General features: G+C 67.4%; 11 protein-coding genes. 3 read left to right on the top strand and 8 right to left on the bottom strand.

Annotation, left to right across the window (positions count from 1 at the left end):
• Positions 1-107 precede the first annotated feature (107 nt).
• Together AC2ITM_RS09835 and AC2ITM_RS09830 are read left to right on the top strand one after the other, a co-directional pair.
• Entirely contained in the window at positions 108-1283 is a 1176-nt protein-coding gene (locus tag AC2ITM_RS09835; protein WP_486466475.1) for an ROK family transcriptional regulator, read from the top strand.
• A 39-nt stretch (positions 1284-1322) separates the two neighbouring features.
• The gene (locus AC2ITM_RS09830) at positions 1323-2120 is read left to right on the top strand and encodes a helix-turn-helix domain-containing protein (protein ID WP_486466474.1); all 798 of its coding nucleotides are present in this window, start codon (positions 1323-1325) and stop codon (positions 2118-2120) included.
• Positions 2121-2299: 179 nt separating this feature from the next.
• On the opposite strand, the gene AC2ITM_RS09825 is transcribed toward AC2ITM_RS09830, so the two are convergent.
• From AC2ITM_RS09825 to AC2ITM_RS09800, 6 genes are all read right to left on the bottom strand, one after another.
• The gene (locus AC2ITM_RS09825; protein ID WP_486466473.1) at positions 2300-3076 is read right to left on the bottom strand and encodes a MetQ/NlpA family ABC transporter substrate-binding protein; all 777 of its coding nucleotides are present in this window, start codon (positions 3074-3076) and stop codon (positions 2300-2302) included.
• 24 nt (positions 3077-3100) lie between these two features.
• Positions 3101-3775 carry a methionine ABC transporter permease gene (locus AC2ITM_RS09820; RefSeq protein WP_486466472.1) on the bottom strand — a complete coding sequence of 225 codons (675 nt, stop codon included), beginning with the start codon at positions 3773-3775 and terminating at the stop codon, positions 3101-3103.
• Positions 3765-4826: a methionine ABC transporter ATP-binding protein gene (locus AC2ITM_RS09815; protein ID WP_486466471.1), complete on the bottom strand. Its 1062-nt coding sequence runs from the start codon at positions 4824-4826 to the stop codon at positions 3765-3767. Before AC2ITM_RS09815 ends, AC2ITM_RS09820 begins: the two co-directional genes overlap by 11 nt.
• A gap of 106 nt (positions 4827-4932) precedes the next feature.
• Positions 4933-5553: a glutathione S-transferase family protein gene (locus AC2ITM_RS09810; protein WP_486466470.1), complete on the bottom strand. Its 621-nt coding sequence runs from the start codon at positions 5551-5553 to the stop codon at positions 4933-4935.
• A gap of 129 nt (positions 5554-5682) precedes the next feature.
• A complete protein-coding gene (locus AC2ITM_RS09805; protein ID WP_486466469.1) occupies positions 5683-6999 on the bottom strand; it encodes an ammonium transporter in 1317 nt (438 codons plus the stop codon).
• Positions 6996-7397, bottom strand: coding sequence for a hypothetical protein (locus AC2ITM_RS09800; protein ID WP_486466468.1), 402 nt, complete (start codon positions 7395-7397; stop codon positions 6996-6998). Before AC2ITM_RS09800 ends, AC2ITM_RS09805 begins: the two co-directional genes overlap by 4 nt.
• Positions 7398-7427: 30 nt before the next feature.
• On the opposite strand from AC2ITM_RS09800, the gene AC2ITM_RS09795 reads away from it, so the two are divergent.
• Positions 7428-8360 (top strand): IS5 family transposase, encoded by a 933-nt coding sequence (locus tag AC2ITM_RS09795; protein ID WP_486466467.1) that lies wholly within the window; start codon positions 7428-7430, stop codon positions 8358-8360.
• A 21-nt stretch (positions 8361-8381) separates the two neighbouring features.
• Here the strand turns inward: AC2ITM_RS09795 and AC2ITM_RS09790 are convergent, their stop codons facing one another.
• Positions 8382-8804 carry a hypothetical protein gene (locus AC2ITM_RS09790; protein ID WP_486466466.1) on the bottom strand — a complete coding sequence of 141 codons (423 nt, stop codon included), beginning with the start codon at positions 8802-8804 and terminating at the stop codon, positions 8382-8384.
• 51 nt (positions 8805-8855) lie between these two features.
• Complete coding sequence (locus AC2ITM_RS09785; protein ID WP_486466465.1) at positions 8856-10835, bottom strand: primary-amine oxidase; 1980 nt, start codon at positions 10833-10835, stop codon at positions 8856-8858.
• Between the last annotated feature and the right edge of the window lie 282 nt (positions 10836-11117).

The raw sequence follows: 11117 nt of genomic DNA, 5'->3' as shown, positions 1-11117 counted from the left end.
CGCTGCCGTAACCTGTTTGTCATCCTCCCGGTGTCCGAAACCTCAATTCGGACCATTTGGATCGTAGTGAGGGGTATTGGTTCGAGTCAATCCCATATATGATCCAAATGAAACGAATGAAGCGGGGGCGCATGGACGACATCGGCAAGAGCGAGGCCAGGATCATCGGCATTCTGCGCGAGCGGGGCGAAAGCAGCGTGGCCGAGCTGGCGCAGCTGACCGGCATGGGCAAGGCGACGGCCTCGCGGGCGGTGCGGGCGCTGCGCGAACGCGGCCTGGTCGAGGAAACCGGCGCCGACTTCCGCCGCGCTTCGCTGGGGCGGGCCGGGCGTGCGGTACGGATCCGGCCGGAAACCGGGCTATATCTGGGACTTGCGGTGGGAAGGGGCTCGATCGGGGCGGTTTTGGCCAATGCCGCGCGCGAGGTGCAGTTTCACGCCCGCTACCCGATGGAGGCCGATCTGCGCCCCGGCGCCGAGCAGGTCATCGCCATTGCCCACCATGCCCTGCAGGATGCGGGCCGCGATCCCGCGGGCCTGAGTGGCATTGCCGTGGCGGTGGCGGGGGTGATGGATCCCGTCAGTCACGAGATTGCCGGTTCGGTGATGATCCCGGACTGGAGCGGCCTGCGGCTGCAGGACGGCGTGGCGGCGCATTTCGACGTGCCGGTGCTGGTCGACAACGATGCCAATTGTTCCATTCTGGCCGAATTGCTGTGGGGGGACGTGCCTGCGGACGGCAGTGCCGCCTACCTGCGCTTTGACGGCGGGGTGGGCGGCGCGGTGATCATCGGCGGGCAGGTCTGGCGGGGCCGGTCCGGGCGGGCGGGGAATTTCGGCCATGTCAGCTATGACCGGATGGGGGGCTACTGCCGCTGCGGGGGCCGCGGCTGCTTCGAGCATTTCGTCTCGGTCCCGGCCTTCCTGGAACGTGTGGCCCCGATCCATGGCAGGCTGGAGCTGGACCAGGTGATCGCGCTGCTGCAGGGCGGCGACCGGGCGATCCTGCGTGCCGCCGAGGAAACCGGCTTTATCGCGGGGGAACTGGCGGCTGTCGTCTCGCGCACGGTCGACCCGGAGCTGATCCTGTTCGCCGGTCCGCTGACCCGTCTGGGGGCGCCCTTCCTTGAGGCCGCGCGGCAGCGTCTGCAGGCGCTGAACCCGCGCGCCGCGCCGATCCGGCTGGCCTCGGCCATGGCCAATATCGGTCAGGCCGAGCTGCGCGACGAACCGGCCCTGGGCGCCATCGGCCTGCTGCTGCGAGAGCCCCCGATCCCCGGCTGACCCCTCGCCGCAGGCACGGCCGTGTGCTAGCCTTGGGGCATGACCCAGAACCGTTTCCACACCCTGGGCTGGCACCACGGGATCGAGCTGTACCAGGCCTCCTTCAGCCGCCAGACCTTTTCGCGCCATGCCCATGAGGGCTTTGCCATCGGGGCGATTGCTGCGGGGGCGGGCGGCTATGTGTGCCGGGGCGAATCCATGGTGCTGCCGGCGGGGTCGCTGTCGCTGATGAACCCCGAGGAGCCCCATACCGGTCATGCTGCGGCGGGCAGCGTGCGCTACAACATGGTCTATGTCTCCGAGGCGGCGGTGCAGGCGGTGCTGGGGCTGCGGCGGCTGCGCGGCTTTGCCACCATCGCGCCGCGCGACCGGGGGCTGGGGCTGACACGGGCGCTGGCGCGGCTGGCGCTGCGGCTGGATCAGCCCGCCGACCGGCTGGGAACCGAGGAAGCGGTGCATGAGGTCCTGGCGCGCGCCTTTGCCTGCTACGGCGGCGCCCATCTGCGCCCGCCGGGATCCGAGCCCGCCGCGATCCGGCGCCTGCGCGCGATGATCGTGGCCGGGGTCGAGGACGGCCTGCCGCTGAGCCTGGCCGAGCTGTCCGAAGCGGTGGGCCTGTCGCCCTCCTACCTGATCCGCGCCACGGTGCGGGCAACGGGGCTGACGCCGCATGGCCATGTGCTGCGGGCGCGGGTGGCGCGGGCCCGGCAGCTGCTGCAGACCGGTACGCCCGCGGCCGAGGCCGCCGTGGCGGCGGGGTTCTGCGACCAGGCGCATCTGATCCGCCAGTTTCGCCGCCATTACGGGGTGACCCCCGGCGCCATGCAGCAGCACTGAGGGCCTTCGCGGCATCGGGGAAGCGAAACGGGCGCCCCTGAGGACGCCCGTTCGATGGTTCCGGCCGGGACCTTGCCCGAAGATCAGCCTCTTGCCAAAAGGCCAGCTCCTTGCCCAGGCCCCCGCTTGAAGGCCGGGCCCTTGCCGGGCGGCCAAGGCCTTACCTGGAGGCCAAGCCCTTACCAGGAGGTCAGGACGGTGCCGTGGTACTTGTCCTCGATGAACTTCTTGACGTCATCGGAATGGTAGGCGGCGATCAGGGTCTTGACCCAGGGGGCGTCCTCGTTGCCCTTGCGCACGACGATGATGTTCACGTAGGGGCTGTCGGGCTTTTCCATCGCGATGGCATCGGTCTTGGGGTTCATGCCGGCGGCGATCGCGTAGTTGGTGTTGATCATCGCAGCCCCCAGATCGGCCAGCGAACGCGGCAGCTGCGCGGCGTCAAGCTCCTGGAACTTCAGCTTCTTCGGGTTTTCGGTGATGTCGAGGACGGTGGGCACCAGGCCGGTGCCGTCGGCCAGCTTGATCAGCCCCAGATCCTGCAGCACCAGCAGCGCGCGGCCGCCGTTGGTCGGATCGTTCGGAATGCCGATCGTGTCGCCCTTCTTCAGCTCGTCCGGGGATTTCAGCTTGGCGGAATAAAGGCCCATCGGCGTGGTGATGGTGGTGGCCACCGGCACCAGGTCAAAACCGCGGTCCTTGATCTGGTTGTCCAGATAGGGCTTGTGCTGGAACGAGTTGGCGTCGATGTCGCCATCGGCCAGCGCCTGGTTCGGCACCACGTAGTCCGAGAACTCGACCACCTTGATGTCGAGGCCCATGGGCTTGGCGACCTTGGCCACCTCTTCCATGATCTCGGCATGTTCGCCGGGGGACACGCCCACCTTGATGTCCTGCGCCATGGCCGCGGTTGCGGACAGGGCCAGGGCGGAAACAAGCGTCAGCAGCTTATTCATGACATTGGTCCTTCGATGTTAGGGTCAGGCGCCGCGGTTGCGGGGCGCCCGTTTGTCGACGCGCCGTGCGATCCATTCGCCGATGGTCTGCACCAGCTGCACGAGCACGATGAGAATGATCACCACCATCGCCATCACGTCGGGCATGAAGCGCTGGTAGCCATAGCGGATGCCGAGATCCCCCAGCCCCTCGCCGCCAACGGCGCCCACCATGGCGGAATAGCCGATCAGGCTGACCACGGCGAGCGTCATGCCCAGGGTGATGCCGGGCAGGGCCTCGGGGATCAGCACCTTGCGGATGATCTGCAGCGGCGTCGCACCCATGGCGCGCGCCGCCTCGATCAGGCCGGCGTCGACCTCGCGGATGGCGTTTTCGATCAGCCGGGCGATGAAGGGGATGGCGGCGATGGTCAGCGGCACGATGGCGGCGCTGGTGCCGATCGAGGTCCCGGCGATGAAGCGGGTGAAGGGGATGATCGCCACCACCAGGATGATGAACGGCACCGAGCGCGTGGCGTTCACCACGATGCCCAGCACCCGGTTCACCAGCGGCGCCGACAGCAGTTCGCCCCGTTGCGAGCACGCCAGAAAGACGCCGATGGGCAACCCGAAGAGGGCCCCGAGGATCGCCGCGACGGCGACCATGTACAGGGTCTGCCCGGTCGAGGCGATCAGCATGTTGATCAGGTTAGCCGACATAGCCCAGCACCTCCGTGCGCTGCTGATGGGTTTCCAGATAGGCGCGCGCCTCGGGGCCGCGATCGGCCGGAACCGAGACCAGCAGGTTGCCGAAGGGGCGCGGCCCGATTTCCTCGATGGCGCCGGCCAGGATGTTGACGTCGAGGCCCATCTCGGTGGTCATGCGCGCCAGCAGCGGATCGGTCGCCTGATCCCCCAGGAAGGTGATGCGGATGACCTCTCGCGCGGGGCCGGGGGGCCGTGTCGCGACCATCTTGTCGGCGATGAAGCGCGGCAGGGTGACGCCGGTCACGCCCGACAGGAAGGACCGCGTCGTGGGATGCTGGGGGGCGGTGAAGATGTCGTAGGTCAGGCCGGCCTCGACGATGCGGCCGCCGTCGATCACCGCCATGTGGCTGGCGATGTCGCGGACCACGGCCATCTCGTGGGTGATCAGCAGCACCGTCAGCCCCAGGTCGCGGTTGATGTCGGCCAGAAGCTTCAGCACCGTCTGGGTGGTCTCGGGGTCGAGCGCCGATGTCGCCTCGTCCGAGAGCAGCACCTTGGGTTCCGTGGCCAGCGCCCGGGCGATGCCGACGCGCTGCTTCTGGCCGCCCGACAGCTCGGCCGGGTAGCGGTTCGAGAGCGCCTCAAGACCCACGCGGGCCACCAGATCGCGGGCCCGGGGCTGGATCTGCGCCCGCGGAATGCCTGCGATTTCCATCGGCAGGGCGACGTTTTCCAGCACCGTGCGCGAGGACAGCAGGTTGAAATGCTGGAAGATCATGCCGACTTCACGGCGGATCTGGCGCAGGGCGGCGCCCTGGGCCGCGCCCACGTCGCGCCCGCCCACGGTGATCCGCCCCGAGGTTGGTTTCTCCAGCCCGTTGACCATCCGCATCAGCGTCGATTTCCCGGCGCCCGAGCGCCCGATGATCCCGGTGATAGAGCCCGCGGGCACCTCGAAGGAAATCCCCTCGAGGGCCATCAGGGCGGGGCCCGCCTTCTGCGGATAGGTCTTGCCGACATCGGCAAAGGAAATCGCCGCGCCGGCGCTGTGATCACGTTGCATCTGGATACCCGGTATTCCTGTGAATTCGGATTGGGGGTCCATAGAACGGAAGCGCGGCGCGGATACAACCCCCGATTACCGCCCTGTGCCGCGCGGCGACGAAGGGTCAGGTCAGCGGCGTCATCACCCCCTTGCGGTAGGCGGGACGCTGTTGCAGCCGGCCGTACCAGTCTTCCAGCGCCGGCAGGTCGGGGCGCGGGATCGGCAGGGTGAACCAGGCATAGGCGATGCAGCCCAGCGGGATATCCCCGATGCCGCAGCCGTCCCCCGACAGCCAGCCGGTGGGTTCCAGCGCCCGGTCGGCCATCTGCAGCAGCTGGCCGCAGGCCGCGACCCCGCGGTCGACGGCGGCCATGTCGCAATCCTCGGGGGCGGAGCGCACGAGGTTCCAGAAGATGTCGCGGAAGGGGCCCGAGAGGGCCGTGCTGGTCCAGTCCATCCATTTCTCGGCCGCGGCCCAGGCGGCGGCGCCTTCGGGGGCAAAGGGCGGCTGGCCGTATTGCCGCGCCAGATAGCGCACGATGGTGTTCGATTCCCACAGCACCAGATCGCCGTCCTGCAGGCAGGGCACCAGCCCGTTGGGGTTCATGGCGCGGTACTCGGGCGTCTTGGTCAGCCCGAAGGCGCCGCCCGCGGGCGTGTGTTCGTAGCTCAGCCCCAGTTCCTCGGCGCACCACAGCACCTTGCGCACGTTGGTCGAATTGTCCCGGCCCCAGATCCGCATCATCGCGTCCTCCTTGAATGATGCGACAGGGGTATCGGGATCGGGGCGCGGCGCAAGGCCTGTCCGCGCCCCTTGGGGACACGGGCAGGCTTGCACAGGGGCAGGTTTGCAGGGGGGGTAGGCTGGCCGCGCTCAGTCGTAGGCCGCTTCGTGATGGGCGGTGATGTCCAGGCCCTCGTCTTCGGCCGCCTCGTCGACGCGCAGGCCGATCAGCCGGTCGATGACGGTCAGGATGATCCAGGTCAGCACCCCGCAGTAGAGGATGGTAAAGACGACGCTGGCCGCCTGGGCGCCGATCTGGGTCAGCATCGGCACGCCGGTCACAGTGCCCCCCAGCACCGGCATGGCAAAGGGGCCGGTCAGCAGCGCACCCACCATCCCGCCCACGCCATGCAGGCCGAAGACGTCAAGCGTGTCGTCATAGCCCAGCCGGGGCTTCAGCCAGCTGATCGCGCCATAGCAGACCAGCGCCGTCACCAGCCCGATCACCACGGCCCCCCCGGCGCCCACGAAGGCACAGGCAGGCGTGATCCCCACCAACCCCGCCAGCGCGCCCGAGGCCGCCCCCAGGGCGCTGACGGTTCCGCGGGTCGCGATCTCGGCCAGGGCCCAACCCAGGATGCCCGCGCAGGCGCCCAGCTGCGTGGTCAGCATCACCCGGCCCACGCCGCCGTCGATTGTCGCCCCCGAGCCGATGTTGAAGCCGAACCAGCCGACCCACAGCATCCCCGCGCCCGCAAGCGTCAGCACCAGGTTGTGCGGCGGCATCGGCATCCGCGGATAATGCCTGCGCCGGCCGACCATGAGGCAGGCGATCAGCGCCGCCACGCCCGAGTTGATATGCACCGCCGTGCCCCCCGCGAAATCGAGCGCCCCCCAGTTGTGCATCAGCGATCCCGGGCCGCCCCAGACCATATGGGCCATGGGCGCATAGACCAGCAGGAACCAGGCGCCCATGAAGGCCACGGCGGCGGCGAATTTCATCCGCTCGGCAAAGGCGCCGGCGATGATGGCGGGGGTGATGATGGCGAAGGTCATCAGGAAGACGGTCAGCACGCCTGAGGGCATCCCTCCGATGATCTCTTCCGGGGAAACGCCCTTCATCAGGATGTTTGCAAAGCCGCCCACGAAACTATGCAGATTGTAGGTGCCGTCCTGCATCCCGGTGGTGTCCATCGCCAGCGTATAGCCGATGGCGACCCACAGGACGCCCACCAGCCCGGCGTTGACGAACATCTGGGTGAAGATCGACAGGATGTTCTTGGCCCGAACGATGCCGCCATAGAACATCGCCAGCCCCGGCAGGCACATCAGCAGCACGAACATCGCCGCCACCATCATCCAGGCGGTGATCCCGGTATCCAGGACCTCGGGCGCGGGGGTGTCCCCGGCCAGCGCCGGGGCCGCGGGCAACAGCACCGCAAGGGTAAGCATCAGGAAACGGATCATCTGGGGTCCTTGGGCAGGCGCGGGCCCGGCAGGGGCATCCGCAAGAGAGAGGAGGAAAGCGGCACCCGAAGCAGCGCGGGCGCCCACAGGATCACCCCGGTCAGCAGCATCACCATGCCGCCCAGCCGCTGATCGGCGGCGCCGACCGGCAGCCAGGGGGCGGCCATCTGCATTCCCGGCATCGGGTAGAGCGGCGGCAGCGCCAGCAGCAGCGCCCCGGTCAGGATCTGCGGCGCGACGATCACCAGAACCGGCGGCAGCCAGCAGGCGGGGCCGCGGGCGGCATAGCTGCAATACAGGATCCCGCTAAGCGCCATGGCCCATTTCATCCCCGCATAAAGCGTGCCGCTGGCCATGAAGGCGGCGTTGTTGCAGAACTCAGCCGGTGAAGGATTCACATCGGGAATCCATGCGGTTAGACGCGCTGCATGAGCAAGCCCAAGCCCGCCCGCTACCACACGACAAACTGGTCTACCTACAACGATGCGCTCAGGAAGCGCGGGTCACTGCTGATTTGGCTGAACAAGGAGATGGCCTGGCACGCGCCGCATGAGGGACGCCCAGGGCGCCCGCCAGTTTTCTCGGATGCCGCGATCCAGTTCTGCCTGTCGATCAAGGTGCTGTTCAAACTGCCGCTCAGACAGACAGCCGGGATGGTCGCGAGCCTCCTGCGGCTCGCAGGACTGGACTGGCCCATTCCCGACTACTCGACGCTGTGCCGTAGGCAGAAGACCCTCAAGGTGCAGATCCCCTATCGTCGTGCCGACGGGCCGCTGAATCTGCTGGTGGACAGCACCGGCATCAAGTTTCTTGGCGACGGCGAATGGCAGGCCCGCAAGCATGGTGTTCAGGGTCGTCGCCAATGGCGCAAGGTGCATCTGGCAATGGACACTACCACTTCGGATATCCGGGCCGTTGAGTTCACCCCCAGCCGGGAAGGCGACAGCCCCATCCTGCCAGACCTGTTGGGCCAGATCCCCGAGGACGAGGACATCGGCACCGTGACTGCGGATGGCGCCTACGATACCCGCCGATGTCACAGCGCCATCATCGCACGCGGCGACTCGGCAATCATACCGATCCGAAGGAACGGTCGGGCTTGGAAAGAGGACTGCCCGGCTGCCAAGGCGCGCAACGAAACCCTGCGCGCCACACGTCACTACGGCCGGGCGTTCTGGAAACGGTGGACCGGATACCACGCTCGCAGCCGCGTGGAGGCCAAGATGCGCTGCATCAAGTCCTTCGGCGAGCGCATCGCTGCAAGGGACCCCGATCGCCAAACCGCCGAAATCCACATCCGCGTCGCTCTTATCAATCGCTTCAACGCGCTCGGCACCGCCGAGGTTGTTCGCGTGGCCTGAGCCTGAACGGGAAAGGGGCACTCACGTCTCAGGCCGCCTTTCTGCAACAACGCCCATGAAGGCCATGTGCAGGGCGGGCAGCATCCAGACCAGCACCATCGACAGGAAGGCGCAGGCCAGCAGCCCCTCGATCCAGGGCGTCAGGCGCGCGGGCAGGCGGGTCAGGGCGCGCGCCGGGCTGTGGCCCGCCGCCACCAGCAGCATCGGCGCCATGTGGTGCACCAGCACCGATTGCACCGCATGAAGAAAGACCGAATGGCGCGCCAGCCCGTCCAGCCCCGGCGCCATGCCGAGGGCCAGCAGCGCAACCCCCAGCCCCGAGGCCAGGGGCGCGCGACGCCAGGCGCCGGGAGAGGCGGCGCTCCAGATCAGGAGGAGGGCAATCAACCCCCATTCGGGCAGGGCCTGCGGCCCGCCCGGCGGCGGCATATGGGACATGTCCATGGGAAGGCTCCGCAAGGGGAAGGGCGCCGCCGCGGGGGCGGCGCCGGGGGGTCAGCCGTGCTTGCAGCAGGACCCGGTGTCGGCGCCCGCATGGACGCTGGCCTGGTCGGTGCCTGCGGGCAGGTCCATCGCCGGGTTCGCATCGAAGAAGTTGTTCGGCGACAGCTTGAAGCCCACGTACATCACCGGCATCACCGGAAAGTCCTCGGGCTTGCAGACATGGGTGTGGCCGAAGGTGTGCCAGACGACGATGTCCTGGTTCGCGACGGGCCGGTCCTGCTGCGCCCAGACCTGCACGCCGTCCCCCTTGTTCTGGTTCGGGAATTCACCGGAGCCATAGCGCTCTGCCGGATCGTACTGCGTGACCCAGAGGTGCTTGCTGGCAAAGCCCGCGCGGCGGCCGACGGGGCTGTCGGGCTGGGCCAGCATGACGGGGTTGTGCTCGGCCATCAGCTTGTAGCCGGGATGGTTGCCGACGCTGTTGCGGATATTGGGATTGACGATCTTCCAGTAGCGGCCCTTGGCCCCGTCCGCTTCGCGCGCGGCTTGAAGCTCGGTCTCGAGAGTGGTCGTTTCCGCGTTGAAAACATTGCCCCAGGTGTTGTCCGGCCCGATGGGTTTCGGAGAGAAGTTGGTTTCCGTCACCGCGTTCTTCTCGCCATCGACCATCATGTGCAGCCGGGCCGAGAAGAAGTGCTGGTGGGTCGGCCCGTAGATTTCGGGCGTGACCATGCCACCGGCGGGTGTCTGGCCGGGGGTGACGGCAGCGGTCTGGATGATGCCGGTCAGCTTGGCCTCAAGCTGGATGGTGCCGTCCTGATAGAGATACCAGTAGAACCCGTAATCATAGTTCGCCACCGTGCAGAAGAAGCTGATCACCAGCCGGCGAGAGCGGCGAACCTCGAAAACGCCGGTGCGGAATTCATAGTGCTTCCAGAGGGTTCCGAAGTCCTCTTCATGCATGCACACAGCATTCTTCATGGTCATCGGGCGGCCCAGGTCATCGACCGTGGGAATGTCGAAATAACGGATCGCCCCCAGGCAGTCGCAGCCCAGCTCCAGCTGGTTCGCCAGCCGCCCCAGGCCGTATTCGCCACCGTCGAAAGCGCATTTCCAGTAGTGGTTCAGCGCATTGTCGGAATAGGGCACGCCCATGTCGGTGACGCTGGCGCGGTACATGATCGGCCGGCGGCGCCCCTTGTCGTGATAGCCCAGATCATGCAGCACCAGGCCTTCGCGCGGGGTGAAGCCGACGCGGAACTCCCAGTTCTGCCATTTGACGTTCCAGCCATCGACCTCGAAGGAAACGCCTTCGGGCTGGACGATATGCAGCGGTTTCAGCCCCTCGCGCGGGGTCCCGAGCGAGGGCGTGTCGTAATTGCGCAAGGTCTGCGGCACCGGGGCGGCGGGGCCGTCGTCCAGCAGTTCGATCACCTTGCCGGCGTTCAGGTCGATGATCGCCACCAGCCCCTCGACCGGGTGGGCATAGCCGTTGTCGGTCAGCGCGCCGCGGTGGAAGGCGACGCCGCGCATCAGGCGCTTGCCGCGGTATTTCGGATCATCGCCGAAATGGCCGAAGGACCAGGGGTCGAACTGGATGCGCTCGATATCGGCATCGCTCAGGCCGCGGGCGCGGACGGCGGCGCGCCAGGCGGGGTCGTTCTTGACGATGTCGACGCAGGTGTCAAATTCCTCGATCATGATCGGCGCCTGGCCGCGGGCCTCGATGTCCAGCTTGTCCCAGCGGGTGACGGTGCCGGTGGTCAGATCGACGATGGCCTCGTGGGTCTCTTCGCTGGCACGGTCGAGGATCAGCGCATAGGCCTCGCGGCGGAAGGGCTGGCCTTCGGCAAAGGCCAGGACCTCGGCCTTGGGGGGCTCGTTCAGCATCAGGTAGGGAAAGCGCGCGCTCTCGCCCAGGGCTTTTTCGCTGCGCAGGATGTCGGCGGCGCGCTTCAGCTCGGCCAGGCTCAGCGGATCCAGCGGGTGGCGCGGCGCGGTGGTGGTGGTCGGATCGACGGGTTTGTTCATGGCACAGGTCTCCTGTCCCGCAGCGGAGGAGCGCGGGGGATGGGGTTGCGGGCCCGGGCCGCCACGCCGCAGGGCGCAGGCGGCCTTTCGTTGGAAAAGTCGCGTTAATTCAGCTTGCTGGCGCCCGTGGCTGATGTCCGGTGGCGGTCAACCTGCCAGGGCGTCCTTGGGCAAAATGTCCCATGCGGAGCGGATGTGGGATTGCAATATGTGCCAAATACATGACAATTCGCGACAGATGAAATGTTTTGCATATGTGCCTGCGGGGCACGGAGGACCCTC

Source organism: Pseudooceanicola sp. NS-SX9, assembly GCF_057380705.1.
Note: the sequence above shows the minus strand (reverse complement) of the source record. Positions and strands in the feature narration are given on the sequence as shown.